This window comes from Arthrobacter sp. 05N429, assembly GCF_056397045.1.
In genome coordinates this window covers 60,952-87,479 of sequence record NZ_JBFTMQ010000003.1, presented here as the reverse complement: position 1 = coordinate 87,479, position 26,528 = coordinate 60,952, and the positions used below count along the sequence as shown (strand labels likewise).

At 67.0% G+C, this 26,528-nt stretch carries 26 protein-coding genes; 8 read left to right on the top strand and 18 right to left on the bottom strand.

Annotation, left to right across the window (positions count from 1 at the left end; all coding sequences use genetic code 11):
- Positions 1-3: 3 nt before the first annotated feature.
- The 8 genes from secF to pdxT all read right to left on the bottom strand — a co-directional run bounded on the left by secF (position 4) and on the right by pdxT (position 7,436).
- On the bottom strand, positions 4-1,026 hold the full coding sequence (gene secF / locus AC1DF4_RS07375; RefSeq protein WP_476912273.1) for a protein translocase subunit SecF: 1,023 nt from the start codon (positions 1,024-1,026) through the stop codon (positions 4-6).
- Complete coding sequence (gene secD / locus AC1DF4_RS07370) at positions 1,027-2,793, bottom strand: protein translocase subunit SecD (RefSeq protein WP_476912272.1); 1,767 nt, start codon at positions 2,791-2,793, stop codon at positions 1,027-1,029.
- Between the two features lie 106 nt (positions 2,794-2,899).
- Positions 2,900-3,307 (bottom strand): preprotein translocase subunit YajC, encoded by a 408-nt coding sequence (yajC, locus tag AC1DF4_RS07365; RefSeq protein WP_476912521.1) that lies wholly within the window; start codon positions 3,305-3,307, stop codon positions 2,900-2,902.
- A gap of 235 nt (positions 3,308-3,542) precedes the next feature.
- Positions 3,543-4,655 carry a Holliday junction branch migration DNA helicase RuvB gene (gene ruvB, locus AC1DF4_RS07360; RefSeq protein ID WP_476912271.1) on the bottom strand — a complete coding sequence of 371 codons (1,113 nt, stop codon included), beginning with the start codon at positions 4,653-4,655 and terminating at the stop codon, positions 3,543-3,545.
- Positions 4,648-5,295 carry a Holliday junction branch migration protein RuvA gene (gene ruvA / locus AC1DF4_RS07355; protein ID WP_476912270.1) on the bottom strand — a complete coding sequence of 216 codons (648 nt, stop codon included), beginning with the start codon at positions 5,293-5,295 and terminating at the stop codon, positions 4,648-4,650. The genes ruvB and ruvA overlap by 8 nt, the downstream gene beginning before the upstream one ends.
- Before the next feature lie 105 nt (positions 5,296-5,400).
- Positions 5,401-5,979 carry a crossover junction endodeoxyribonuclease RuvC gene (gene ruvC, locus AC1DF4_RS07350; RefSeq protein WP_476912269.1) on the bottom strand — a complete coding sequence of 193 codons (579 nt, stop codon included), beginning with the start codon at positions 5,977-5,979 and terminating at the stop codon, positions 5,401-5,403.
- A complete protein-coding gene (locus AC1DF4_RS07345) occupies positions 5,976-6,731 on the bottom strand; it encodes a YebC/PmpR family DNA-binding transcriptional regulator (protein ID WP_476912268.1) in 756 nt (251 codons plus the stop codon). The genes ruvC and AC1DF4_RS07345 overlap by 4 nt, the downstream gene beginning before the upstream one ends.
- Before the next feature lie 3 nt (positions 6,732-6,734).
- Positions 6,735-7,436, bottom strand: coding sequence for a pyridoxal 5'-phosphate synthase glutaminase subunit PdxT (gene pdxT, locus AC1DF4_RS07340; RefSeq protein WP_476912267.1), 702 nt, complete (start codon positions 7,434-7,436; stop codon positions 6,735-6,737).
- Between the two features lie 92 nt (positions 7,437-7,528).
- On the opposite strand from pdxT, the gene AC1DF4_RS07335 reads away from it, so the two are divergent.
- Complete coding sequence (locus AC1DF4_RS07335) at positions 7,529-8,833, top strand: MurT ligase domain-containing protein (RefSeq protein WP_476912266.1); 1,305 nt, start codon at positions 7,529-7,531, stop codon at positions 8,831-8,833.
- Complete coding sequence (locus AC1DF4_RS07330; protein WP_476912265.1) at positions 8,830-9,627, top strand: type 1 glutamine amidotransferase; 798 nt, start codon at positions 8,830-8,832, stop codon at positions 9,625-9,627. The genes AC1DF4_RS07335 and AC1DF4_RS07330 overlap by 4 nt, the downstream gene beginning before the upstream one ends.
- A 37-nt stretch (positions 9,628-9,664) precedes the next feature.
- On the opposite strand, the gene AC1DF4_RS07325 is transcribed toward AC1DF4_RS07330, so the two are convergent.
- Entirely contained in the window at positions 9,665-10,315 is a 651-nt protein-coding gene (locus AC1DF4_RS07325; RefSeq protein WP_476912264.1) for a hypothetical protein, read from the bottom strand.
- Positions 10,316-10,530: 215 nt separating this feature from the next.
- Here AC1DF4_RS07325 and AC1DF4_RS07320 point away from each other — a divergent pair, with 215 nt between their 5' ends.
- A complete protein-coding gene (locus AC1DF4_RS07320) occupies positions 10,531-11,019 on the top strand; it encodes a GNAT family N-acetyltransferase (protein ID WP_476912263.1) in 489 nt (162 codons plus the stop codon).
- 33 nt (positions 11,020-11,052) lie between these two features.
- Here AC1DF4_RS07320 and AC1DF4_RS07315 read toward each other — a convergent pair whose 3' ends face one another.
- Positions 11,053-11,889 (bottom strand): alpha/beta fold hydrolase, encoded by an 837-nt coding sequence (locus AC1DF4_RS07315; RefSeq protein ID WP_476912262.1) that lies wholly within the window; start codon positions 11,887-11,889, stop codon positions 11,053-11,055.
- 98 nt (positions 11,890-11,987) lie between these two features.
- Positions 11,988-13,253, bottom strand: coding sequence for a CapA family protein (locus AC1DF4_RS07310; protein ID WP_476912261.1), 1,266 nt, complete (start codon positions 13,251-13,253; stop codon positions 11,988-11,990).
- A gap of 82 nt (positions 13,254-13,335) precedes the next feature.
- Here AC1DF4_RS07310 and AC1DF4_RS07305 point away from each other — a divergent pair, with 82 nt between their 5' ends.
- Positions 13,336-15,348 (top strand): M3 family metallopeptidase, encoded by a 2,013-nt coding sequence (locus AC1DF4_RS07305; protein ID WP_476912260.1) that lies wholly within the window; start codon positions 13,336-13,338, stop codon positions 15,346-15,348.
- 289 nt (positions 15,349-15,637) lie between these two features.
- On the opposite strand, the gene pdxS is transcribed toward AC1DF4_RS07305, so the two are convergent.
- From pdxS to AC1DF4_RS07275, 6 genes are all read right to left on the bottom strand, one after another.
- Positions 15,638-16,564, bottom strand: coding sequence for a pyridoxal 5'-phosphate synthase lyase subunit PdxS (gene pdxS, locus AC1DF4_RS07300; protein WP_224046658.1), 927 nt, complete (start codon positions 16,562-16,564; stop codon positions 15,638-15,640).
- Positions 16,565-16,736: 172 nt separating this feature from the next.
- Entirely contained in the window at positions 16,737-17,375 is a 639-nt protein-coding gene (gene pgsA / locus AC1DF4_RS07295) for a phosphatidylinositol phosphate synthase (RefSeq protein ID WP_476864818.1), read from the bottom strand.
- Positions 17,365-17,970, bottom strand: a complete 606-nt coding sequence (locus AC1DF4_RS07290) for an HIT family protein (RefSeq protein WP_476912259.1) — start codon at positions 17,968-17,970, stop codon at positions 17,365-17,367. Before AC1DF4_RS07290 ends, pgsA begins: the two co-directional genes overlap by 11 nt.
- Before the next feature lie 14 nt (positions 17,971-17,984).
- Positions 17,985-19,994 carry a threonine--tRNA ligase gene (gene thrS, locus AC1DF4_RS07285; RefSeq protein ID WP_476912258.1) on the bottom strand — a complete coding sequence of 670 codons (2,010 nt, stop codon included), beginning with the start codon at positions 19,992-19,994 and terminating at the stop codon, positions 17,985-17,987.
- Positions 19,995-20,100: 106 nt separating this feature from the next.
- Positions 20,101-23,601 carry a DNA polymerase III subunit alpha gene (locus AC1DF4_RS07280; protein WP_476912257.1) on the bottom strand — a complete coding sequence of 1,167 codons (3,501 nt, stop codon included), beginning with the start codon at positions 23,599-23,601 and terminating at the stop codon, positions 20,101-20,103.
- Positions 23,598-23,927 (bottom strand): DUF6504 family protein, encoded by a 330-nt coding sequence (locus AC1DF4_RS07275; protein ID WP_476912256.1) that lies wholly within the window; start codon positions 23,925-23,927, stop codon positions 23,598-23,600. Before AC1DF4_RS07275 ends, AC1DF4_RS07280 begins: the two co-directional genes overlap by 4 nt.
- Before the next feature lie 155 nt (positions 23,928-24,082).
- Here AC1DF4_RS07275 and AC1DF4_RS07270 point away from each other — a divergent pair, with 155 nt between their 5' ends.
- Positions 24,083-24,469, top strand: a complete 387-nt coding sequence (locus AC1DF4_RS07270; RefSeq protein WP_476912255.1) for a hypothetical protein — start codon at positions 24,083-24,085, stop codon at positions 24,467-24,469.
- A 9-nt stretch (positions 24,470-24,478) separates the two neighbouring features.
- Here AC1DF4_RS07270 and AC1DF4_RS07265 read toward each other — a convergent pair whose 3' ends face one another.
- On the bottom strand, positions 24,479-24,805 hold the full coding sequence (locus tag AC1DF4_RS07265; protein ID WP_224049751.1) for a chorismate mutase: 327 nt from the start codon (positions 24,803-24,805) through the stop codon (positions 24,479-24,481).
- A 14-nt stretch (positions 24,806-24,819) separates the two neighbouring features.
- Between AC1DF4_RS07265 and AC1DF4_RS07260 the strand changes: the two genes are divergently transcribed.
- From AC1DF4_RS07260 to AC1DF4_RS07250, 3 genes are read left to right on the top strand one after another with little or no spacing between them, the layout of a single operon-like run.
- Entirely contained in the window at positions 24,820-25,242 is a 423-nt protein-coding gene (locus AC1DF4_RS07260; RefSeq protein ID WP_476912520.1) for a VOC family protein, read from the top strand.
- Between the two features lie 6 nt (positions 25,243-25,248).
- Positions 25,249-25,917, top strand: coding sequence for an alpha/beta hydrolase fold domain-containing protein (locus tag AC1DF4_RS07255; protein WP_476912254.1), 669 nt, complete (start codon positions 25,249-25,251; stop codon positions 25,915-25,917).
- A complete protein-coding gene (locus AC1DF4_RS07250; protein ID WP_476912253.1) occupies positions 25,890-26,165 on the top strand; it encodes an alpha/beta hydrolase in 276 nt (91 codons plus the stop codon). Before AC1DF4_RS07255 ends, AC1DF4_RS07250 begins: the two co-directional genes overlap by 28 nt.
- Positions 26,166-26,528: the final 363 nt, after the last annotated feature.

Sequence of the window (26,528 nt, the reverse complement as noted above, 5' to 3'; positions counted from 1 at the left end):
CGGCTAAGCCGTGGCGGGCTCCGCCGGGGACTCAGCCTTGGCGGCGGCCTGGGCGCGGCGGTGTGCCACACGCTCGGCCTGCTTGACCAGTTCCGGCTCGCCCTGGCGCAGCCAGGCGTAGAGCGGTGCAGCGATGAAGATCGTGGCCGCCGTGCCGATCAGGATGCCCACGAACAGGGCCAGCGAGAGGTCCCGCAGCGTTCCGGCACCCAACAGACCGGCGCCAATGAACAGGATGGCGCCGACGGGCAGGATGGCCACCATCATCGTGTTGATGGAACGGACCAGGGTCTGGTTGACGGCGAGGTTGACTTCCTCGCCGAAGGTCCGCCGTGTGGAGGCCTGCAGGTCCGCCGTGTTCTCGCGGATCTTGTCGAAGACCACCACGGTGTCATAGAGCGAATAGCTCAACACGGTCAGGAAGCCGATGATCGCCGAGGGCGTGACTTCGAAATCGCTCAGAGCGTAGACGCCGGCGGTGATGAACATGGTCACCAGCATGCCGACGATCGCCGAGAGCGACATCTTCCAGGTCCGGAAGTACAGCGCCATCAGCACCGCGGCGAGTCCGACGAAGATCGCCAGGCCCAACAGGGCCTGCTTGGTGACGTCAGCGCCCCATGTGGGGCCGATGAAGGTGGATGTCACCTCATTGTCCGTTACGCCGTAGGCCTCGGTGAGGCCGGCTTTGATCTGGAGCGTTTCGTCTTCCGTGAGCTTGTCCGTCTGGATCCGCATCGTGTTGCCCGCGACGTTGGCCACCCGCGGGATGCTGCTGGGGACAACATCCTCGACGGCCTTCTCGCCGACAGAGGGGTCCGTGGTCTTCACGTTGGAGACGGTGAATTCCGAGCCGCCCCGGAATTCGATGCCGAGGTTGAAGCCGCCCTTGGCGACGGGCAGGAGGATCGAGAGCGCCACCAGGACGGCCGCGATCAGGAACCAGATTTTCTTGGATCCGACGAAGTCGTACGAGCGCTTGCCCGTGTAGAGCTCGTTACCGAAATTGGCGAAGCTGGTGGCCATTTAGTTGCCCTCCTTGGACGAGCTCTTGGAGGAACCAGCAAGCTGTTCCTGCCGTTCGGCGAGACGTCGTTCTGCAATGGTCATCCGGCGTTCGGCTTCAGCCGCGGCGCCGGTGTTCTTGGCGCGGAGCGCGGCAACCTGGGCCGGCTTGTCCGCAGGGGTGCGGAACCTGCCCGCGCCCCGGTACAAGGGGACGGCGCCGAGGCTCTTCGGGTCCAGCCCGGAGAGCGGGTGGCCTTCACCGAAGAACTTGGTGCGGGCCAGCAGCTGCAGGGTCGGGTGGGTGAACGTGAAGACGACGAGCAGGTCGGCGAGGGCGGTCAGGCCGAGCGTGAACGCGAAGCCGCGGACGTTGCCTACCGCCACGAAGTACAGAACGACGGCGGCCAGCAGGTTGACGGCCTTGGACGCCAGGACCGTGCGCTTTGCACGCTTCCAGCCGTTCTCGACTGCCGAGACAAGGCCTCGGCCTTCACGGAGCTCATCGCGGATTCGTTCGAAGTAGACGATGAACGAGTCCGCGGTCTGGCCGATGGCCACGATGATGCCCGCGACACCGGCGAGGGAAAGCCGGTAGTTCTCGGTCCAGCCCAGGATGTCGATAGCCAGGAACGTCAATGCGCCCGCGACCACGAGGGAGGCGACGGTGACGAGGCCCAGTGCCCGGTACTGGAACAGGGAGTACACCACCACCAGCAGCAGGCCGATCAGGCCGGCGAGCAGGCCCATGCGGAGCTGCTCACCACCGAGGGTCGCGGAAATCTGCTGTTCGCTCTGGATCTCGAAGCTGATCGGCAGGGCGCCGAAGCGGAGCTGGTCGGAGAGGGCCTTCGCGGACTGCTCCGTGAAACCGCCGGTGATCTGCGGGCGGCCATCAGTGATGACTGCCTGGGAGCGCGGGGCGGAGATGACCTGGTCGTCCAGGACAATGGCGAACTGCGACTTCGGATCCGAGCCGCTCTCGCCGCCGGCTTCGACGTAGAACTTGTTCAACCGCTCGGTGACCGTCTTGAACTTGGCCGTGCCTTCGTCGTTGAACTGGATGTTCACAGCCCACTCGTTGGTCACCGCGCCCTGGGCACCGCGCTGCAGCTGGAAGGAGGAACCCGAGATGTTCGATCCCTTGACCTCAACCGGGCCGAGGATGTACTTGATCGCGGGCCGGCCCTCGGAAGCGGGTTCGCACGTGACCAGCGGCTGGGCCGGGTCGGAGCGTTCCTGCTTGTCCTGCGACGGGTTGTCACAGTCGAGCGTCTCAAACTTCTTGTAGAGCTCGGGGGTTACCCAGTTCACGTCGCTGCCGTTGGCGGGCTCCGCGGTGGGCTTGGGCAGCTGGTCCTCCGGAGTCAGTGCCTCCGCGGGGACTGCCGCACCGGGACCGGCCTGCAGCACAGGCCGGAAGTTCATGTCGGCGGATGCCTGGATCAGCGCGCGGGTTTCCTTTGACGGGGTGCCGGGAAGGCTGACCACGACATTGCGTCCGGACTGCGTGCTGATCTCAGCTTCTGCCACGCCGGAGCCGTCCACGCGCTGGCGGATGATCGCCACGGCCTGGTTGAGCTGTTCTTCGGTGATGTCCGAACCGCCCTCAACCTTGGGCGCCAGGATCATCTGGGTGCCGCCTTCAAGATCCAGGGCGAGCTTGGGAGCCCAGCTCGCCTGGCCGGCCATGGTGCCGCCTGCCAGGACAGCGGTCAGGACGGCAAGGATAACGCCGAGCCAGACCAGCACCCTGAGGGCTGTATTTTTGGGGCCAGTTCGTGCCATTGTCGATCTTTCTATTATTTACGGAGGAACCGCCGGTGCGGACCAAGGAGGCCGCTCCGGCGGTTGCCCGCAACCGTTACTTCGCGGGATAGCTCAAGCAGGCAGACTAGCTGTCTTTCTTGCCTTCGTCGTTGAGGCGGCGCAGGGTTTCTTCCGGCGTCTCGTCGCGCGGGGCATCGTTGACCGTTGCGGCGCTGTCGGCCTTGTCGGTGGTCAGGGAAGAGGCGTCGTTGGGGACAACCGTGGGCTCCTCAGCTGCGACAACCGGCTCGACGATCTTGGTGACGGCCTGGCGGTGTACGGTGGCCGTGTTGCCCGGGGAGAGTTCCAGCAGGACCTTGTTCTCTTCGTCGTCGATCTCGACGATCCGGCCGTACAGGCCAAAGCTCGTCATGACCTCAACACCCGGAGCAAACTTCGACTGGAGCTGTGCCTGCTGCTGCTGGGTCTTCTTGTTGCGGCGGAACATCATGAAGACGAAGACGCCGAGCATGGCGAACAGCAGGATGGTCATGATGTCGATACCGCCGCCGGCCTGCGGCTGGGTCTGGGCAGAAATAAGTCCGAACACAGGGATAGTTCCGTTCTGTACTTGCGTAGCTGGTTTTACAGCAACGTCGGCTTCGCTTCGGACTGGCAGGCAATCATGCCGCGCCGACGGCGGCCAGGTGGTGGCCGCGCACAGAAACAAAGACCCGAACGTGCCGAGCGTCATACCAGTCTACAAGGGAAAACGTGCCGGAGCGGTGCTATTGACTATTACGGATCCATTCCGGATCAGCGTCCTGGCCCAGCCCGCCCGCAATGTCGGGCTCGTCGTCGGCGGCTTCGAAGAGCTCCAGCGGGTCCTGCGCGAACACTCCGGGCGGAACCGCGAAGCCGAGGTGCGTCCAGGCGGGGGCGAGGGCGATCCTCCCCCGCGGGGTTCGTCCCAGCAGCCCCTCGCGGACGAGGTACGGCTCGGCGACCGTTTCCACGGTTTCGGTCTCTTCACCGACGGCGATCGCCAGGGTGGACAGGCCCACCGGTCCGCCGCCGAATTTGGTGATGAGGGCTTCAAGGACGGCGCGGTCCAGCCGGTCGAGGCCGCGCTTATCCACTTCATACATGTCCAGCGCTGCGGAGGCGGCGCGGGCGTCGATCTGCTCGATCCCGTGCACCAGCGCCCAGTCCCGGACCCGGCGCAGGAGCCTGTTGGCGATGCGGGGCGTGCCGCGGGACCGCCCCGCGATTTCGCTGAACCCGGCAGAGTTGACCTTGAGGTCCAGGAGCCCGGCGGAGCGCCGGAGCACGAGTTCCAGTTCGGCCACGGAGTAGAACTCTAGGTGGCCGGTGAAGCCGAAGCGGTCCCGGAGCGGCCCGGGCAGCAGGCCCGCGCGGGTCGTGGCACCGACCAGGGTGAACGGCGGAAGTTCCAGCGGGATGGCCGTGGCGCCGGCGCCCTTGCCCACGACAATGTCGACCCGGAAGTCTTCCATCGCCATGTAGAGCATTTCCTCGGCCGGCCGGGACATCCGGTGGATCTCATCGAGGAAAAGGACCTCGCCCTCGGAGAGGGAGGACAAGATGGCGGCCAGGTCACCGGCGTGCTGGATGGCGGGGCCGCTGCTGATCCGCAGCGGGGCGTTCATTTCGGCCGCAATGATCATGGACAGCGTCGTTTTGCCGAGCCCGGGCGGCCCGGAAAGCAAGACGTGGTCGGCGCTGCGGCCGCGCATGCGGGAAGCCTCCAGGACGAGGGAAAGCTGCTTGCGGACCCGGTGCTGGCCGACGAAGTCGTGCAGGTTCTTGGGCCGGAGCGCAGCCTCGATGACCCGCTCCTCCGGCTCCTCTCCCCCGCCGACGAGGGACGGCTCAGCCACGGGCGCCTATCCTGTTCCCGGCGCGGGCACCGTCCTGGCCCAGCCAGCGGAGGGTTGCCCGCAGGATCTCGGCGACGTTGCCCTTCTCGGCCAGCTCGGGGGAATCCGCCAGTGACTTGTCGATGCTGGACGTGGCGTCCTTCTCGGACCAGCCAAGGCTCGTCATGGCCGCGACGACCTGCGGCTTCCAAATTGCTTCGGCGGATGCGGCCGGAGCCGAGGTCCCGGCGGAGGTGCCGTGCGGCACCAGCTTGCCGGCCAGTTCCAGCACGATCCGCCCGGCAACCTTGGGGCCAATGCCGGGGACCTTGGTGAATGCCTTGCCGTCCCCGGAGTGGGCGGCGACGCGGATCGCTTCGGGCTCGTGCACGGCCAGGACCGCCAACGCGAGCCGGGGTCCGACGCCGCTGACGCTGAGGAGGACGTCGAAGACCTCGCGTTCGTCGTCGCTGCCGAACCCGAACAGAGTGAGGGAGTCCTCGCGCACGATCAGGGAGGTGAAGAGCTTCCCTTCCGCGCCGGCGCGGAGCCGGCCGAGGGTCTGCGGTGTGGCGTTCACGCTCATGCCGGCGCCGTTGAGGTCGATCACGGCGGAGGACAGGCCGACGTGCGCTACGGTTCCGCGGAGAAAACTGATCAAAGCCGGGCTCCTGAAATTTCAGCTGAAAATAAAACCGGGAGGACCCGGCTATCCGAACATATCTACGAATACCCTACCAAGCCATCCGGCGGCACCGCGGGACATTCAGCGTGAACGGCGCGCTTTGGCTTCCGCGTCCGCCCAGGCCCGCTGGGCGGGGGTCAGCGACTGGCTTCCGGGTCCGGTGGTGGAGACTGCGGCGCCGCTGCCGGCCCGCCACGCATGCGTGATAGCCAGGGCCAGGGCGTCGGCGGCGTCGGCCGGCCGCGGCGGGGCATTGAGCCGAAGGATCTTGGTGACCAGCTTGGTGACGGCGTCCTTGTTGGAGGTTCCGCTGCCGGTGACGGCGGCCTTGACTTCGGAGGGGGTGTGCAGCGCCACGGGGATGCCGCGGCGCGCGGCGGCGGCGATCACTACGCCGGATGCCTGGGCAACGCCCATCACGGTGCTGACGTTGAGCTGCGAGAAGACGCGTTCGACGGCGAGAACGTGCGGTTCGTACTGGTCCAGCCACTCGTCGATGGAGGTGGCGATGACCAGCAGGCGCTGGTCCAGGCTTTCCTCCGGTGATGTGCCGACGACGCCGAACGCCACCATCGTGGCGCGGCGGTTCTTCTCGACGTCCACGACGCCGATCCCGCAGCGGGTGAGGCCCGGATCGACGCCGAGGACGCGAAGGGTCACTCCGCTTCCAGTGCGGCCTGCACTTCGTCGCTGAGGTCGGCGTTGCTGTAGACGTTCTGGACGTCGTCGAGCTCCTCGAGGGCGTCTACGAGCTTCATGAACTTCTTGGCGGCGTCGAGGTCCAGCGGCACTTCCATGGACGGCACAAACTCGGCCTCGTCGGTGTCGTACTCCATGCCGGCTTCCTTGAGCGCATCGCGGATGGCCTGCAGGTCGGTCGGCTCGGAGTGGATCTCGAAGCTGTCACCGTTGTCCTTGACTTCCTCGGCGCCGGCGTCGAGCACGGCCATCAGGACGTCGTCCTCGCTCAGTCCGTTCTTCGGCAGGGAGACAACGCCCTTGCGGGAGAAGAGGTAGCTGACCGAACCGGGATCGGCGATGGTGCCGCCGTTACGGGAGATGGCGAGGCGCACTTCGGAGGCCGCCCGGTTCTTGTTGTCCGTCAGGCATTCGATCAGCAGCGCCGAGCCCTGCGGCCCGCGGCATTCGTACATGATCTCGGTGTAGTCCACGACTTCGCCGGTGAGGCCGGCACCGCGCTTGATGGCGCGGTCGATGTTGTCAGCGGGGACCGAGGTCTTCTTGGCCTTCGTGACGGCGAGTTCCAGGCTCGGGTTGCCGGCAAGGTCCGGGCCGCCCATGCGTGCGGCGACTTCGATGTTCTTGATCAGCTTGGCGAACGACTTGGCGCGGCGGCTATCGAGGATGGCCTTTTTGTGCTTGGTCGTCGCCCATTTGGAGTGGCCTGACATGCTTTACGCTTCCCCTCTGATCATTCGGATAAACAATTCGTGCACGCGCTTCTCCCCCGTCACTTCCGGGTGGAAGGAGGTGGCCAGCAGCTTGCCGGAACGCACAGCAACAATTCTAGCCGTCCCGGCCAGCGCCTCGGGGTGAGATGTCCTGGAGGGCTCCACTTCGGCGAGGACCTCCACGCCGTCGCCGACGCGTTCCACCCATGGTCCGCGGATGAAGACCGCGTGGACAGGAGCCACGCCGTTTTCGGTGGCGCTGAAGTCGAGGCCCTTAAAGTCCAGATCCGTCTCGAAGGATTCGCGCTGCCGGCCAAAGGCGTTCCGGCGCACCGTGATGTCGAGGCCGCCAAACGTCTGCTGCGGGTTGCCGGCAAGGTCCTTCGCGGGGTCGGCGATCTCATCCGCCAGCAGGATCATCCCGGCGCAGGAGCCGTAGACCGGCAGCCCGTCCTGGATTCGCCGGCGCAGCGGGTCGCGGAGTCCGAAGGCCCGGGACAGCTTGTCGATAGTGGTCGATTCGCCGCCGGGAATGATGAGGCCGTCGAGGCCGTCGAGTTCAGCAGGCCGGCGGACGCCGATGCCCGTGGCACCGGCGGCTTCCACCGCATGCAGGTGTTCGCGGAAGTCGCCCTGGAGAGCCAGGACGCCGATCCGCAGCCCTGTTCCCACGCGGGAGGAAGGCTCGGAAGAGGGGTTGGTCATCCGAACAGCATAGTGCTCGACGCCCCGCACCGGGGCATGCGGCGCCGCCTCCCGGCGGGCTTCCATGCCGCCGCTGGGATATATTACAAAGCATGTTTTACTTCAGCGTTCCGCTCGGCAAGTTCGTTCGCCGGGTCTCCCGGCTCAGGGGCGGAGGCTCTGCCCTTCCCGGGCTCGTCGTCGAAAAAATCGACCCCGGCTTCATGCGCAGGACGCTGTCCACGCTGCCGCACGGCGTCGCCGTCGTAAGCGGCACGAACGGCAAGACGACCACCACAAAGATGGTGGTGGAGCTGCTTGAGAGCCAGGGCCTAAAGGTCTTCACCAACCGCACCGGCAGCAACTTCACCCGCGGTGTGGCCGCTGCGCTGCTCGGCGAGGTGGACTGGCGGGGGCGGCTGGACGCCGACGTCGCCGTGCTGGAACTGGACGAGGCCCACGCGGTGCATTTCGTCAACCAGGTGCCGCCGCGCTACTGCCTGCTGCTCAACGTCCTGCGTGACCAGCTGGACCGTTTTGGCGAGATCGACAAGACGGCGCAGCTGCTGCAGCACATCGCCGCCAAGACCACGGGAACCGTCGTGCTGAACCGGGAGGACCCCCGCGTCGCCCGGATCGCGCAAACCCTCGACGGGCCCGAAGTCCTTTACTTCGGCCTCGATGACTCGCTGCTGAGCACCTTCCCGAACGACGACGAGATGCGGGCCGCCCCCGGCAGCCCGGTGCCGCCGGCGCCGCCCAAGCCGCACGCCGACGTCGTGCTCCGCCGGGTGGGTGCGGCGGACGCGGACTTTGAGTACGACGGCGTCACGGCGACGACGGCGATGAAGCTCCGCGGGGTCTACAACATCTTCAACGCCGCTGCCGCGCTGACCCTGGCCCGGGCCATTGCGGTCCGGGACTCTGTCCCTGGAAAAACGGTCCTGGCGGACAACGAAGGGCTGCTGAAGGCCCTGGCGCAGGTGGCGCCGGCGTTCGGCCGCGGTGAGAGCCTCGTCGTCGACGGCCTGCCGCTGGATCTGGTGCTGGTGAAGAACCCCAGCGGCTTCCGGCTGGGGCTGAAGTCCTTCCCGGCGGCCGGGTACGCCACGATGGTCGCGATCAATGACAACTATGCCGACGGCCGGGACTTGTCATGGCTCTGGGACGTCGAGTTCGACACCCTTCGCGAGGGCGGCGTGGACCAGCTGAGCGGCTCCCGCGCGTACGACATGGCGCTGCGCCTGCAGTACGACGACGTTGCGATCGGCGCCGTGAACACCGAGATTGCCCCCGCGCTGGCGGCCTTCATCAGCGGCGCCAAGGACAAACCGAAGCGGATCTTCTGCACCTACACAGCGATGCTGGCCATCCGCCGCGAGCTGTCCAAAATCACCACAGTGGAGGTGGTCTCATGACCCCCCAGCCCGATTCCGACCAGTCCAAGCTTTCCTTCGGGCACGTGCTTCCGCCCGAGGAATCCCCCGAGCCCGGCAAGGGAACCATCCGGGTCCTGCAGCTGTACCCGCGGGACATGAACATCTACGGCGACTGGGGCAACGCCCTGGTGCTGGCACAGCGGCTGCGCTGGCACGGCTACACCCCTGAGCTGCTTGAGTACAACGTCGGCGACGAGTTTCCGGCGGAGGTCGACCTGGTCGTCGGCGGCGGCGGGCAGGACAGCGGCCAGCTGGTCATCCAGGACGACCTGCTGTCGCGGGAGGCTGTCCTGAAGGACCTGGCCGAGGACGGCACGCCCATGCTGGTGATCTGCGGCCTGTACCAGCTGTTCGGGAAGTTCTTCAAGACCCGGACGGGGTCCGTCATCCCGGGGATCGGCATCCTGGACGTTGAGACCCATGGAACCGATGAGCGGCTGATCGGCAACGTGGCGGTGTCCACCGGCGAGTTCGGCACCGTCCTGGGGTACGAGAACCACAGCGGCCAGACCACCCTCGGCCCGGGCGTCTCAGCGCTGGGAACCACCGCCAAGGGCACCGGCAACAACAGCAACGACGGCCAGGAAGGCGCCCGGTACCGGAACATCGTGGCGAGCTACCTGCACGGATCCCTGCTGCCGAAGAACCCTGCCCTGGCGGACTTCCTCATCCGGACCGCCGTCGAACGCAAGTACGGCAGCTTCTCCCCCGGCACGCCGGACGACTCCTACGCCGTCCTCGCCCGCGAACACGCCGCCCGACGCCCGCGCTGAGCCGACGGCGGCTGCGCTCAGCACGGGCGGCAGCGGGTCAGCCGATTATTGTCAGGATCGCCCAAACAGCGGCGACGATCCCGGCGATGATCGCCGGCCGGTTCCATGACGAGCTGACTACGCCGGCACCACCCGTCAGACCCGCGATCCGCGCATCCTGCCAGGCAGCGACGATGGCATCCCGGCCGGTCGCCGTCTCTTTCTGGCTGATGCGTTCATTGCCCGGGAGGATGCTGTGCGGCCGGCTTTTCAGGTCGCTGACGTGGTCGAATCCGGAGCCGAAGGCACTCGGCGGCGTCGGGGCGCCCCAGCTGACGTACCGCCGTCCCGCAGCCCTGACCACCACCGTGTAACGGACCTCGACGTCGTCGACCGCGGCGAAAGGTATCCGGTGGTCGCGGAGTCCGTTGACCAGCTCGAAACCGTGCACGTCTGTCCGGAGGAGCGGCCGCCACTGCGCCACGTAGACGACCCACGACGCCAGGAACAGCCACGGCGCCGCCTCCAAGGCAGCCTCCGTTCTGCCGGCCAGCACCAGCCATGCCAGTACGACGGCGGCGCCCAGCCACACCGTGGCGGCGACCGGCCGCGCAGATCCTGCCCGGTGTGTTTTCCCTGTCGACGGGGAGCCCGAGCTTCCCGGGGTATTCTTCCGGCTGTTTGTGCCGTTGTTGTCTATCGTTCGCAATGGATCCCCCACCATCGGCATACGGCCGCGGCCTGTCCGGCCGCGTTGGGCCCAGCATAGCGCCGACAGCCTCGTCGGACGCGAAGTCGCGGGAAAGCGGCAGGGTCGCCGGAACGATCCGGCGACCCCGCACGGTTCCGGCGACTTCGGCGGACGAGACCGCACCCCGGTAGATTGATGGGGCGACGACAAATTCTGTGGAGGAGCAGTGCCCGATGATCCGGATTGACCGTGACAGTCCCGGCCGCGCGGACGTTGAGCAGCTCCTGGGCGAGCACCTCGCCGACATGTTCGCCACCTCGCCCGCCGAAAGCGTGCACGCCCTCGATGCTGCGGCGCTTTCCGGACCGGACATCGCGTTCTGGACGGCACGCGAGGACTCCGGGGTGCTTGGCTGCGGGGCGCTGAAACTGCTCGAACCCGGCGAGTCCAAGACCAAACAAGGCGAAATCAAGTCCATGCGGACCGCGGCCCACCTACGGGGCCGCGGCATCGCCACGCTCCTGCTGGCCCACATCCTGGCCGAGGCCCGGCGCGACGGTTATGACCGCCTGTATCTCGAGACCGGAAGCCAGGACTTCTTCGCTCCGGCGCGGCGGCTGTACCTACGCCACGGGTTCAGCGTTTGCCCGCCCTTTGCCGGCTACGGGGAGGACCCGAACAGCGTCTATATGACCCTCGATCTGGACCCGGCCGGGGGTTAGCCCCGCACGCCCCAAGTTCACGCCAGCCGCGCCTCAGCTGCGGGCGGCGTACTCCAGCACGTCGCGGGCGATGCGTCCGCTGGAGGCGGCCCGGAGATGGCCCTTCCCCTCGTACCAAACAAGGGTGCAGTCCGGGATGAGCCCGGCCGTTTCCTGGGCGACATCGCGGGGAAAGAATTGGTCGGAGCCGCCACAGATCAGCAGCACGGGCCGCCGGATGAGCGGAAGCACCGCCCGGGAATTGAAGGTCATTTCGCCCTGCACTTCGGTGAGCACATCCTGGGCGGGGAAATCGGCTCCGCTGAGGAGGCGCCGGCTGATCAGGGGCCCGATCAGCCGCCGCAGCCACATCATCCGCCTGCCCGGCAACAGATACTCGGCGAAAACCGTCCCGGCTCCGTTGGTGTCGCCGCCCGCCAGGGCCCTGGCCATCCGCGAATCGACGTCCTTGCCCCAGTCGCTCAATTCAGCGGCCGTGACCACCATGGCGATGTGGCCGAAGGAGTCAGGGTGCCGCGCGGCCAGGTACTGCCCCACCATCCCGCCAAATGACTCCGCCACGACCAGGTCGACCCGCCCGCCGAACTGTTCCGCTATCAGCCGAGCGTAGTCGTCCGCCATGCCTGCGATGGTGTGCTCCGGCGGCATTCCCCGGCGGCGGGTGACAACCCAGACAGCGTAACCGGCGCGGAGAAAGCGATCGAACTGTCGCCGGAACACCCCTCGGAACACCCCTTTGGGAACCGTGCTGCCGGGCCCGCCCTGGATGAAGAGGAGCGTTTTCGGGCCGTTGCCCCAGCTCAGGTACTCCATGCCGTTCGGGAACATCCCGTTTCGGTGTTTCCGGTCCGCCGTCGATACTTTGCCCACGAAAGCCTCCTGTCCTGGTCTGACAGGGCTGGCTTCTTGAGCCCCCGCGTCACCATCACGGTATTCGCCGGCCGGTATCAGGGCAAGATCCGCAGGCCCTACGGTCCCTTGGTGACGAGCAGTTCGTGGGCGCCCGCAGCCGCGGCCCCCATCGACTCGACCACGGTCTGGGTGCGCTTGCGGGTGGCGGCGTCGGCCGCGGCACTCGCGCAGGTGCCCTGCGGGGCGTCGGACGCCACGGAGCACCAGCGGTACGGTCCGCGGACAATCACCGACGGCGCCCAGGCAAGGTCGGAGGCGGTCCACTTGCCTGCCGCGTCCTCGCTGAACTGGGCCCGGACCAGCAGGCCCTCGTTGTTCACCCTGTAGTTCGGTGAGAGCTCCGTGATCCCGTTGCCCAGGCCATAGACAATCCAGGTCCCCTTGTAGTGCTCGATCGGCAGGACCGAATGTGAGTGGTGGCTGTAGATCATGGTGAACTGGCCGCTGTCCGCGAGGGCATGCGCAACGCTCGTCTGCTCGGCGTTGGGCACACTGGAATACTCGTCGCCCGCGTGCATGGCGGCGAGCACGATGTCGGCTCCGAGGTCCCTGGCCTTCTTCGCCTTGGCGATCATGACGTCGGGGTCGAGCATGTCCACCTGCCAGGCGGCCTCCGGCAGCTGGCCGTTCAGTCCGTAGGTCGCACTGATCACGGCGATCTTGGCCGCGGCAGTCTGCAGGATCAGAACGCCCTGGGTATCGGCCTCGGTCCGGTAGGAGCCGGTGTGCTGCAGCCCGGCGGCATCGAGAGCGTCCAGCGTTCGGACCAGCCCCGCGGTGCCACGGTCCACCGTGTGGTTGCTCGCGGTGGTGCAGGCCTGGTAGCCCACCCGCTGGGCAGCCGTGATGATCTGCGGCGGAACGTTGAAGGAAGGGTACGAAGAGAAGGGCCCGGCGGGTCCGGCCACGGGTGTCTCCAGGTGGCAGATCGCGAGGTCACTCTGCTCGATGTACTTGCGCTGGCCCTCAAGCAGCGGCCCGAAGTCCAGGCCCTTGGCGCCGGTGGCCAGTGCGTCCGCGCGGGCCTGCTCCCAGAGCTGGTCGTGGACCAGCATGTCCCCGGTGACAACGACCGAGGCGCAGCGCACGGCCGCGCAGTCAGGCCCCTTCCCCGGCGTCGGAGTCGGAGTGCTCGACGCCGTCGCCGATGCTGCCGGCCCGGTTGCCGCCGGCCCGGCGGTGGTGCCGGCGGCCGCCGGGGAGCCCGACGCACTGTTTTCCGGACCGGCGCCGACGCTGCAGGAAGCCACAGAGGCCGCGAGGGAGACCACTGCGGCCGCGGCGAGAAGACGGCCTCGCAGCCTTGGGGTGATGGTACGCATGGCGCCAATCCTACGGTGGCAGCGGTCACAACACGCGCAGTAGGCCGTTGAGAACTCACCGCCGACATGAAAGAGTTATTTCATGACCAATCCCCTGATGAGCCCCAGCCCCCTGCCGTTCGGCCTGCCGCCGTTCGCGGACATCGCCTCCGGGCATTACGCCGAAGCCGTCGATGCCGGCCTCGCCGAGCACCTCGCCGAGATCCAGGCGATCGTGGACACACCGGAGCCCGCCACTTTCGAGAACACCGCACTGGCCATGGAGCGGTCCGGGCAGCTCCTGCAGCGTGCGGCGGCTTCCTTCTTCACGCTCGTCTCGGCCGATGCCTCGGACGCCATCCGCGACCTCGAGACCACCCTGTCCCCGCGGTTCTCGGCCCACCAGGACGCCGTCTACCTCAACCGCGGGCTGTTCGAACGGTTCGCCGCCGTCAACACCGACACGCTCGACGCCGAATCCGCCAGGCTCGTGGACGAGTACCTCAAGGAGTTCCGCCAGACCGGCATCCAGCTCGACGACGCCGGACAGGAACGGCTCAAGGCCGTTAATGCCGAGCTCTCCCGGCTGGGCACGGAGTTCGGCCAGCGGGTGAAGGAAGCGATGAAGTCGGCCTCGCTGCTGCTCGACGACGCCGCCGACCTCGCCGGACTGCCCGCCGACGATGTTGCCAGCGCCGCGGAGGCCGCCCGCACCGCCGGGCACGACGGCAAGTTCCTGCTCACCCTTATCCAGCCCAGCAACCAGCCCGCCCTCGCCGCCCTGGACAACCGCGACGTCCGCCGCCGCCTGTACGAGGCCTCGATCGGCCGCGGCAGCGACGGGGGCTCTTTCGACGTCCTGGACCTGGTCAAGGACATGGTCCGGCTCCGCGCCGAGAAAGCCGCCCTGCTCGGTTTCGCCAACTACGCCGAACTCGTCGTGGACCAGCAGACCGCACCGGACTTCGCCGCCGTGCAGACCATGATGAACCGGCTCGCGCCGGCAGCCGTCCGGAACGCCGACGCCGAAGCCGAGGCGCTGTCTGAAGTCGCCGGCCACCCCCTCGAAGCCTGGGACTGGGCCTACTACTCCGCCAAGGTCAAGCGCGAACGGTACGCCGTGGACGAGCAGGCTCTGCGCCCCTACTTCGAGCTGGACCGCGTCCTCAACGACGGTGTGTTCTTCGCCGCCAACGCGCTCTACGGCATCACGTTCCACGAACGCGGCGACCTCGCCGGCTACCACCCGGACGTGCGCGTCTGGGAGGTCCGCAACTCCGACGGGACCGAGCTGGGCCTGTTTTTGGGCGACTACTACACCCGCGAATCCAAGCGGGGCGGGGCCTGGATGAACTCCCTCGTGGAACAGTCCGGGTTGCTCAACACCCGGCCCGTGGTGATCAACAACCTCAACATCTCCAAGCCGCCTGCCGGCGAACCGACGCTCCTGACGCTGGACGAACTCCGCACCACGTTCCACGAATTCGGCCACGCCCTGCACGGCCTGTTCTCCTCGGTTACTTACCCGCGGTTCTCCGGCACGGCCGTGCCGCGGGACTTCGTGGAGTACCCCTCGCAGGTGAACGAAATGTGGATCATGTGGCCGGCAGTCCTCGCCAACTATGCACGCCACCACGCCACCGGCGAGGCGCTGCCGCAGGAAGTGGTGGACAAGCTCGACGCCGCGCAACTTTGGGGCGAGGGCTTCGGCACCACCGAGTACCTGGGTGCGGCCCTGCTGGACCTCGCCTGGCATGTGCTGGACGGGTCCGATGTCCCCGACGATGTCCTGGAGTTCGAGGCCAAGGCACTCGCCGCGGCCGGCGTGACGCACCACCTGATCCCGCCCCGCTACCGCACCGGCTACTTCCAGCACATCTTCGCCGGCGCCGGTTACGCCGCGGGCTACTACTCCTACATCTGGAGCGAAGTGCTGGACGCCGAGACGGTGGAATGGTTCAAGGACAACGGCGGGCTCACGCGGGCCAACGGAGACTTCTTCCGCGCCGAGCTGCTCTCCCGGGGCAACAGCCGCGATCCGCTGGATTCCTTCCGGGCCTTCCGCGGCCGCGACGCCGAGCTCGAACCGCTGCTCAAGCGCCGCGGCCTCGACTAACCCCTCAGAACGCAAACGACGCCGGCCCGCCACCTGGAGAGGTGACGGGCCGGACTCGTTCAATCAGGAGCGCAAGGCGACGGGCGGTGTGAATCGGCAGCGTGCGTAAAAGGGGCCCCGCGCCCCAACCAGCCACTCAGCTGCCAACAAGGCGCGGGGAATAGCACGCAGAGGATCGCGCCGCGTTCGACTGCTTCTCCACAAACTCGGCGCCGAGGCGCCTCGCTCATGGAGCCTCTGCAGTCTCTCTTATTAAGCCGATTGAGTTAGGCGCTATTGTCGCCTACTGCTACCAGCCGCGCTCGGCGAGGCGGTGCGGCTGCGGGATCTCGTCCACGTTGATGCCGACCATGGCCTCGCCCAGGCCGCGGGATGCCTTGGCGATTTCCTCCGGGTCGTCGAAGAAGGTGGTGGCCTTCACGACGGCGGCGGCACGCTGCGCCGGGTTGCCGGACTTGAAGATGCCGGAGCCGACGAACACGCCGTCGGCGCCGAGCTGCATCATCATCGCGGCGTCGGCCGGGGTGGCGATGCCGCCGGCGGTGAACAGCACGACGGGGAGCTTGCCCGTGGCGGCAACTTCCTTGACCAGTTCGTACGGGGCCTGCAGTTCCTTGGCGGCGACGTAGAGCTCGTCCTCGGCCATGCCGGCGAGCTTCTTGATCTCGGCGCGGATCTGGCGCATGTGTGTGGTGGCGTTGGAGACGTCGCCGGTGCCGGCCTCGCCCTTGGAGCGGATCATGGCCGCGCCCTCGTTGATGCGGCGCAGGGCCTCACCTAGGTTGGTGGCGCCGCAAACGAAGGGAACGGTGAAGTTCCACTTGTCGATGTGGTTGGCGTAGTCCGCCGGGGTCAGGACCTCGGACTCGTCGATGTAGTCCACTCCGAGGGTCTGGATGACCTGGGCTTCGACGAAGTGGCCGATCCGGACCTTTGCCATGACCGGGATGGACACGGCAGCGATGATCGCTTCGATCATGTCCGGATCGGACATGCGGGAGACGCCGCCCTGGGCACGGATATCGGCGGGAACGCGTTCCAGCGCCATGACTGCCACGGCTCCGGCATCCTCAGCGATGCGGGCCTGCTCGACGTTGACGACGTCCATGATGACGCCGCCCTTGAGCATCTCCGCCATGCCGCGCTTGACGCGGTTGCTGCCCGTCACGCTCTTCGCGGACGCGCCGGCTTCGCTGCTTACATCAGGTGTAGACACAAAAACCCCTATGGGTAGATAGATGACCTCGCCGGATCGCGGACGGCACACAAATGCCGCGTCGCACACACCGGATTACCGGATCCATTGGCCGGTAGTGCTAATACTAGTCCCCCGCCGCGCCCGGCTGAATTCCGGTTACACCCCGCGGGATACGCCGAAAGCCCCGGGCTCAGGCGGCCTGTCCGGTCGCGGTGCCCTCGGTCTCCTCGAGCGACTGCCGGCGGACTGTGATGATCCGCTGAATGACCGTCACCAGGCTCGCGGCGGCCAGCAGGCACAACGTTCCGAAAAGCACCACCGTGGGCAGGCCAAGGCCGGTGAAACCGGTGACCACCAGGACCGACACAAGCCGCTCGGCACGCTCTGCGATGCCCACGTTGGCCTGGAAGCCCAGCGCCTCCGCCTTGGCACGGGCGTACGAAACCACCATGCCCAGGACAAGACAGACGACGGCGGCAATCGCGATCGCGGCGTCGTCACCCCCGGTGAAGAACCAGACCGCGACGCCGGCGAACAACGCCCCATCGGCGACCCGGTCCAGGGTGGAATCCAGGAAGTTGCCCCAGCGGCCTCCGCCCTTCTGCATCCGGGCCATGATCCCGTCGATGACGTCGGAAAAAATGAAGGCGGTGATGAATAGGGTGCCCCACCAGAGCTGGCCCAGCGGGTAGAACACCAGCGCACCGACCACGACGCCGAGGGTGCCGACGATGGTCACAGCGTCCGGGGACACCCCGATCCGGAGCAGCCAGCGGGCAAGCGGGGAGAACAGCGCGGTGAAGAAACCGCGCGCGTGCCTATTCAGCATCCGTCGCCCCGGTGGTGGCCTGCGGCCAGGCTTCCGCGACCTGCTGGCGGACCTCGCCCAGGGTCTGCGTGATGGCCTTGGTCTGGGCGATGATCGGGAAGAAGTTCCCGTCCCCGCCCCAGCGCGGCACCACATGCTGGTGCAGGTGACCGGCGATCCCCGCGCCGCCGGTCACGCCCTGGTTCATGCCCAGGTTGAAGCCGGTGGGGTTGGCGACCTTGCGCAGCACACGCATGGCCGTCTGGGTCAGCTCGGCGAACTCGGCAGTCTCCTCCACGGTCAGGTCCGTGTAGTCGGGAACGTGCCGGTACGGGCAGACCAGCAGGTGGCCCGGGTTGTACGGGAAGAGGTTCAGCACGACGTAGCTGGTCCGCCCGCGGTAGACGATCAGTGAATCGTCGTCCTCGCGTTCGGGCGCCACACAGAACGGGCAGTCGTCCACGTTCTTGAACTGGTGCTGCCCGCCCTTGATGTACGCCATCCGGTGCGGAGTCCACAGGCGCTGGAACGCGTCCGGCACCCCGGCCAGGCCAAAGTCGTCGGTAACGCCGTCGTCCCCCGGATACTCCGGAGCGGCCCCTGTGGTTTCCTGCACGTGCTGCTCCCCCGCTAGCTGGTCCGGTTGCGGACGGCGTCGACGATCCGCTGGACGGCCTCGGCCACCGGCACGCCGTTGTCCTGGCTGCCGTCACGGAAGCGGAAGGAAACGGCGCCGGCGTCGGCGTCGTCGCCCCCGGCGATCAGTACGAACGGGATCTTGTCCTTGCTGGCGGTGCGGATCTTCTTCGGGAAACGATCCGAGGAGATGTCCACCTCGGCGCGGATGCCCGCGGCCTTGAGCTGGTCCACGACGTCGAACATGTAGTCGTTGAACGCCTCGGCCACCGGGATGCCGACCACCTGCACGGGGGCCAGCCAGGCCGGGAAGGCACCGGCGTAGTGCTCGGTCAGCACGCCCATGAAGCGTTCCACGGAACCGAACAGGGCGCGATGGATCATCACCGGTCGCTGGCGGGTGCCGTCTGCGGCCTGGAACTCGAGCTCGAAGCGCTCGGGCAGGTTGAAGTCGAGCTGGATGGTGGACATCTGCCAGGTGCGGCCCAGGGCGTCCTTGGCCTGGACGGAGATCTTGGGGCCGTAGAACGCGGCTCCGCCCGGATCCGGGATGAGCTCCAGGCCCGAGGCTTCGGCCACTTCGGCGAGGGTGCGGGTGGCCTCGTCCCAGGCGGCGTCGTCGCCCACGAACTTGTCCTCGTTCTTGGTGGAGAGCTCCAGGTAGAAGTCGTCCAGGCCGTAGTCCTTGAGCAGCCCCAGCACGAAGTTCAGGGTGCCGGTGAGCTCGTCCTTCATCTGCTCGCGGGTGCAGTAGATGTGGGCGTCGTCCTGGGTCATGCCGCGCACCCGGGTGAGGCCGTGCACGACGCCGGACTTCTCATAGCGGTAGACGGAGCCGAATTCGAACAGCCGCAGGGGCAGTTCGCGGTAGGACCGGCCGCGGGAACGGAAGATGAGGTTGTGCATGGGGCAGTTCATCGGCTTCAGGTAGTAGTCCTGGCCGGGCTTGCGCACGGTGCCGTCCTCGTTCAGTTCCGCGTCGATGTGCATCGCCGGGAACATGCCTTCCTTGTACCAGTCCAGGTGGCCGGAGACCTCGTAGAGGTGGCCCTTGGTGATGTGCGGGGTGTAGACGAAGTCGTAGCCGGCATCGACGTGGCGCTGGCGGGAGTAGTCCTCCATGGCCTTGCGGATGATGCCGCCCTTGGGGTGGAACACCGGAAGGCCGGAGCCCAGCTCGTCCGGGAAGGAGAACAGGTCCAGCTCCGCACCGAGTTTGCGGTGGTCGCGGCGTTCGGCTTCGGCGATGCGCTCCTGGTAGGCCTTGAGGGCGTCCTTGGTGGGCCAGGCGGTGCCGTAGATGCGCTGCAGCTGCTGGTTGTTCTGGTTGCCCAGCCAGTACGCTGCCGAGGACCTGGTCAGGGCGAAGGCGTTGGAGATGAGTTTGGTGTTGGGCAGGTGGGGGCCGCGGCACAGGTCGCACCAGACGCTGTCCCCGCTCTTGCGGTCCACGTTGTCGTAGATGGTGATGTCGCCGGCGCCGACCTCTACGTTGACGCCTTCACCGGCGTCGGCGGCCTCGTTCTTCTTGCCGAGCAGTTCGAGCTTGTAGGGCTCGTTTTTCATGGCCTCGCGGGCCTCGTCCTCGGACACCACGCGGCGGACGAACTTCTGGTTCTGGTTGATGATCTTGAGCATCATCTTTTCCAGGGTCTTCAGGTCTTCCGGCGTGAACGGCTCCTCGACGTCGAAGTCGAAGTAGAAGCCGTCGGTGATGTACGGCCCGATGCCAAGCTTGGCGTCGGGGCGCAGCTGCTGCACGGCCTGGGCCATGACGTGGGCCGTGGAGTGGCGCAGGACGTTGAGGCCGTCCGGGGAATCGATGGTGACGGCCTCGACCGTGGCGTCCTCGGGCAGCGGCTGGTCCAGGTCCTTGAGCTCGCCGTTGACGCGGGCCACTACGACGTCGCGGCGCTCAAAAAAGAGTTCCGCGCCGGTGGTCCCGGTAGTCACCTTGGTCTCTTCGCCATCGACGAGAAGGGTGATCTGCTGGGCATCTGACACGGGTGTCTCCTATTCAAAGTTAAGGCTTCGTAGCTTGTGGCGTACGGGGACCACAGCCAGCCTCGTCCATGCTATCGGTTTCTGAAGAGGCCAACCAACGCGCCACTCAGCCTCCCAGCCCGGTAATTGCGAGGTGGCGGGTGATGCCGTCAAGGGGTCCCGGCGGCTCGGGTTCCCGGGTGTCCGGGATTCCGGAGGCTGGGACCGGGAAGGGCAGGGTCTCGGTGCGGCTCAGGTCCCATGCCATGCTGGCGCTGATGCTGATGCCCCGCGGCCCGGTCCGCCGGGTGGTTCCCCGGATCAGCAGCAGCCGGGTGCCGAACAAGAGTGGACCTGCCAGCTCCTGGGCCTCATGGAAGAAGACCGAGTCCACGCAGCCCGTGCCGTCGTCGATGCTGATGAACACCACCCGGCGGCCGCCCCGCATGGGAGGGGTCTGCGTGGCGACGCGGACTCCGGCGACCAGCACCTCGGTTCCGTTGCGCAGCCCCAGCAGCTTGTCTGCGGTGGTGACGCCGAGGCGGTCCAGGAGCGGCCGGTGGCTGGCCATCAGGTGGTCGCTGACGTCCACGGCCATCAGGTCCAGCTCGGCCCGGACGGTATCCACCAGGGTGGGGGCGGGCAGCACGGCCTTGAGGTTTTTCAGCTCGACGTCGCCCAGCGGCAGGGAGAGCTGCCCTTCGATCACGTCCACTCCCTTCCGGTGTGGCCGGCTTTGCAGGGTCTGCAAGTGCTGGACCAGGTCGGCGCGGTTGGCGGTCCCGCCGGAGGCACGGTGGAGGGAATCGAAGGCGCCCAGCTGGGCCAGCCGCTGGATGCTGGGTTTGCTCAGCCGGGACCGGGCCCGCAGGTCCGCGAGAGAGTCGTAGGGCTGACCTGCCACAATCCGCTTCAGCTCGGTTCCCGAGAGCCCGTAGATGCCGTTCAGGCTCAGCCTGATGCCCAGCTTGCCGCGGTCCGGGCCGGCGGCCACCCGCTCAACCCTGTACTCGGCCTGGCTGCGGTTGATGTCCAGGGGCAGGATGGGGATTCCCAGCCGCCGCGCCTCTGCCACCAGGAGCCGCTTGGGGTACATGCCCGGATCGTGTTCCCACAGCCCGGCGAGGAACGCCTCCGGGTGGTGGGTCTTGAGCCAGGCCGACTGGTAGGTGGGCACGGCAAAGGCGGCGCCGTGGGCTTTGCAGAACCCGAAGCTGCCGAAGGCCTTGAGGGTGCCCCAGACCTTGTCCACCACCTCGGGGCTGTACCCCCGGGCACGGGCCTCCTTCCGGAAGAACTCCTCCACCCTGTATTCCAGGACCTCGTTGCCGAGGGCGCGCCGGAATTCGTCCGCACGCGCCAGCCCGCATTCGGTCATGACGTCGAAGGTCTTCAGGATCTGCTCATGGAACACGGTGACGCCGTGTGTTTCCTGGAGGACCGCCTTGAGGTCCGGGTGCGGGTAGACCTCGGGGGCGAAGCCGTGCCGGTGCTCCAGGAAGGGCCGGACCATGTCCGATTTCATCGGGCCCGGCCGGAACAGGGAGATGTCGATAATGAGGTCGTTGAACTCCCGGGGGGCGAGCTTGCCGATCAGCTCCCGCTGGCCCGGGGATTCGATCTGGAAACAGCCCAGGGTGTGGGTGCTGCGGATCAGCTCGTAGGTGGGTTCGTCGTCGAGCGGCACGGCGTTGAGGTCGATCGTGCCGTCCTCGGCGATGTAGTCCGGACCTGTCCCGCCTGGTCCCGCAGGGTGGGCGCCCGCTGCCACCACTTCGGCTTTGGAGGGATGCAGGCGGATCACTTCACGGACGGCGAAGGCCATGGCGCTTTGCATCCGGACGCCCAGGACATCGAGTTTGAGCATGCCCATCGGGTCCATGTCGTGCTTGTCAAACTGGCTCATGGGCAGGCCCAGCCCGCTGGGCTGCACGGGCGTGCGGTCCAGCAGGGTGGCGTCCCCCAGGATGACCCCGCAGGGGTGCATGGAGATATGCCGCGGCAGCCGGTCCAGCCGTTCAGTGAGGTCCACCAGCAGGTCCAGCTGCTGGTTTCCGCTGAAGTCGCGTTGCCCCACCCGGCCGGCGAATTCCTTCAGCTCGGGCATCTCCTCGAGGGCTTCGCGGAAGTTCCGGGCCGAGAAACGCCACAGCTGCTTGGCGATGTCCCCGATCTCGCCCTCCTCCATGCCCAGGGCCAGGCCGGCGTCGCGCACGGCACCGCGGGCGCGGTAGCCGTTCTGCATGCTCATCAAGGTGACGCGCTCGGAGCCGAAGCGCTCAAAAATCTTCCGGTACACGTTGTGCCGTTCGGCGCTTTCGACGTCGATGTCGATGTCCGGCAGGGTGGCGCGGTCCCGGGAGAGGAAGCGTTCGAAGATCAGGTCGTGCTGCAGCGGGTTCACCTGGCTGACGTCGATCAGGTAGTTGACCAGGCTGGATGCCCCCGAGCCGCGGGCGGCCGCCCGGACTCCCATGTCCAGGATCATCCGGGAGACTTCGGCCACGGTCAGGAAGTACGCGGCGAAGCCGAGGCTGTCGATGATCCGCAGCTCGTGTTCCAGCCGCGAGCGCAGCTCCCCGGCGGGCTGGCCGGTGATCCCGGGAAAACGCCTGCTGATGCCTGCTTCGCACCGCTGGGTGAGCTCAACGAGGGCGTCCCCGGCGATCCCGATCACCGAGGCTTCCGGCACCACCGGCTGTTTCCACCCCATGTCCGTCACCGGATCCATCCGGCAACGGTCCGCGAGCGCCTCCGTCTGCGCCATCAGGCTCTTGAGGTCGGCCGCACCGTATCCGGCGGCGTGCATGATCTCCTTGCCGAGCTGGAGCATCCGGTCCGCGGATTTGAGCCAGCCCTGCCCGTTGGGCTGCAGCAGCGGGGCGGCGGAAAGTTCGGGCAGCGATTTCAGGGTGCGGGCGGAGTCCAGCACATCCGCGGTGGCCGCCCCGTCCTCGGCGACGTACCGCACGGCGTTGCTCAGCACAGCGGGTACCCCGTGTTCGGCAGCGAGCTTGAGCATCCGTACCGCGTGGGCGGTGCTGAGCGGTTCCCCGGGCGGGCTGAGCTGGCTGACCACCTCGGCGGCAATGGTTCCGGCCGGCATGGCGTCGAGCCAGCGTTTGAACAGGGTGCGGGGGCGCAGGTAGCGCCTCCCTCCCATGGCACGTCCGACGTCGGAGTCCGGTCCGATCAGCACGGTCAGCACCGGCTTGAGCGTTTCCGGGTGCAAGGTGCGGGAGGCCAGCTCGGCCCGGGTCACGGCGACGGGTACCGCTCCCCCGGCCTTTCCCGTGGTGCGGGCATGGGCATCGGAGATCAGCCGGCACAGCGCACGGTAGCCGGCGCCGTCGTTATGCCCGTGGGCCAGCACGACGACGCGTCCCCCCACCTGGGTGCGGAGGTCGCCGTCGTCGTCATAGACCGCAAGATCCACTCCGACGATCGGATCCAGCCCGGCCGCCATACAGGCCTTCAGGTGCTTGACCGTCCCGTAGAGGCCGTCGCGGTCCGTGCAGGCGAGCGCCGTCGCCCCGTCTGCGGCGGCGGCTGCCGCCAGCTCATCCGGCCAGGAGACCCCGTAGTGGGCACTGAAGGCGGTGGAGACATGGAGATGGGTGAAGCTCATGCTGATTCGGGTTTCCGGTGGAGCAGGGCGTCATGGATCCTCAGCAGGCGCCAGCGTCCGCTGCCGACATGCCGGGTGAGGTCAAGGGTGAGGCTTTCCGGGTCGGGGGAATCTGCCCGGCGCACTTGAACCCGCCAGATCTCGTGGTCCACGAGTCCCGGGCCGCTGCCCAGCGGCGCCCGCTGCTCTTCCGCCCACCATTGGCGGCGCTCAAACCAGCGGACCGGTTCGGCGCAGACGGTGTAGTGCCGGCCCGCCCAGTCCAGCTTCAGGGGCTGTCCGGAGGGTGTGCAGACGACGTCCACCGCCTCACTGAACATGCCCATCGCGCCTCCCGGACCGCACCATCTGTAAGAACCATCTGGCCAAACAGCCAGCGACTATTCGAACATATCTTCGAACAATTCCAGTCTACGACGGCGCCGGGGGAAAACCTAGATCAGGGGTGGACGGACGCAGGCACAGGTAGCAGGATTGATCCATGAGCTCCCATAACGCACTTCTGAAGCAGGTAAGCATCGCCGCCGAGGACACGTCCTTGGTGGCGAAGTTCGATATAGACGGAAACATCCCCGGCCAGGGCGCCTACGTGGTGGGGCTGGTAGCGGCGACTCCCGATCATTCCCACCAGCGACGAATGGGGATCGAGTTCATGAACGGGGAAGCTGTGTCCTTCTATTGCTTCAGTCATGACGGCACGGAGGAGAACTTTGACCTCAAGGGAGTGGAGCACTCCGGCAATACCATTACCGGGCACTTTCCGCTGAGCACCATCATGGGCCTGGCCAAGGGGCACCTCATGACGGCCTTCAGCGACTGCGACGGCCGCGACTACCAGGCGAACGTTCCGGTGGAGGAGGCCCTGTAGGCCCTCGCCCTAGGAGCTGGCTTTGTAGACTTCCAGCTCGAGTGTGATGAACGCGTCGATCATTGCCCGGTACGTCTTCTCAACGAGGTCGACGTCGATGTCCTTCTGTTCCGCCGTGGCGCGGACGTGTTCGATAACCCGCTCCACGCGCCCCGGAGCCCGCACCTCGGCGCTGTCAGCCTTGAGGGTTCCGGCGATCCGGATCAGGCGCTCGCGGCGGCCGATCAGCGACACGATCTGCTCGTCCACCTCGTCCACGGCCACCCGCACGGCGGCGAGCTGCTCCCGGTCGGCCTTGGCAGCTTTTTCGTCTTGGTGATTTGTGGACATGTGCATGACAGTATCGAATGATGCAGCCACGAGTCGATTTAATTTCACTGGGTGTCCGCAGTGTTGACGCCTCCCGCAGTTTCTATGTAGATGGCCTGGGCTGGCCCGTCCACCGGGAAGTCCGGGGCGAGGTCCTGTTCATCCAGGCCAATCACGGCCTCATCCTCTCGCTCTGGGATGCCGGGCAGATGCAGGCCGAAGCGGCCGTTGATCCCCCGGCCGGAGTTCCCTCCATCACCCTGAGCCACAACCTGGGCAGCGCGGCGGAAGTCGACTGGGTGATGGCGGAGGCCGAGTCCGCCGGAGCGGCCATCATCGCCGAGCCGAGAACCCAGCCCTGGGGCGGCTACACCGGATACTTCGCCGACCCCGACGGCTACCGCTGGGAGGTCGCCTTCAATCCCAGCTGGGCGGTCGACGGCGGCGGCAATGTCACTCTCTGACGACGAGTGAACGAGACACTCGCCGACGACGGGCTGGCCCGGTGGATATCCGGCATCCGCTCACAACCAGCAGACGCCCCGCCCCTGGACGTGAACAAGCTCCGCGCCGCACGGTCCAGGCCTGCCGGGCCAAGCCTGCCCCACGTAATCGACCTTGCCACGCCCGGCGACAGCCCGGTTCATCTGCGTTTCTACCGACCCGGCGGGCAGCCACTGCCGCTCATCGTCTATGTCCATGGCGGGGCGTTCATCTTCGGGGACCTGGAGTCCCATGACCGGACGTGCCGTCGGCTGGCCCTGGAAGCCAACGCCGCGGTACTGGCGGTCCACTATCGGCGAGCGCCCGAGCATCCGGCACCGGCGGCGATTGACGACGTCGTCGCCGGATTGAAATGGGCAATCATGGCACCGGCAATCCTTGGACCAATCGACGGCTCTCCGGCCCTGGCCGGCGACAGCGCCGGGGGCCTGATCGCCCTCCTCGCGGCACAACGGATGATTACGGAGGGCGTCCGTCTCAGCGGGCTCCTGCTGGTGTGCCCCAACGCCGATCTGACGCTGTCGCAGCCAAGCGTGCAGCAGAAGGGGCTGGGATGGGGGCTGGACGCAGAAGCCCTGGCGTGGTCGCTGAGGCAATGGGTACGGACATGGACGCCGAACAACTCGCGTCATTGAGCCCGTTGCACGTCAGATTCAGCGGCCTGCCCGCGACTGTCATAGCTACGGCGGAGCACGATCCGCTTCGCGACGAGGGCGAGGCCCTGGCCCGGAGGCTGATTGCCGCCGGAACGGAGGTCCACCATGTACCTCATGCTGGACTCGTTCATGGCTTCCTCAGTCTCGATACAGAGTCGCCAGCTGCTTTGAAGGCCGGAAATGAGCTCCTGCGGCTATTTGGATCCGTCATCCGCGACGGCGGCTAGAGCCCAGTCCACTCGACCAATAGGCCGGCAGGAGATTCAACGCGTGGACTTCCCCGGTTCCCTCGGCCACGTCATCCCGCGGCCTGCCGAATCCAGACCAGCCCACCGCAGCGCCCTCGACTGTCACAGCGGGACGACATTCTGGTCGGGATCCCCTGCCTGGTTCTTCGGGTTGGGTAAGGCCGCCGCTCACTCGCCAAGGGCACTATGGCCCTATTGAGGTGTTCGCCGGCGTCGCTAACGTGACTGGGAGTACACGGCGGCACGCTAATCGAGCCGGTGTGCGGTGAGTTGCGAAGCAGGAGTGTGCTCTGCAGCTCGCCATCGCTTTGCCCTCTAGCCATCCGCCCTCTCCCAAGTTCC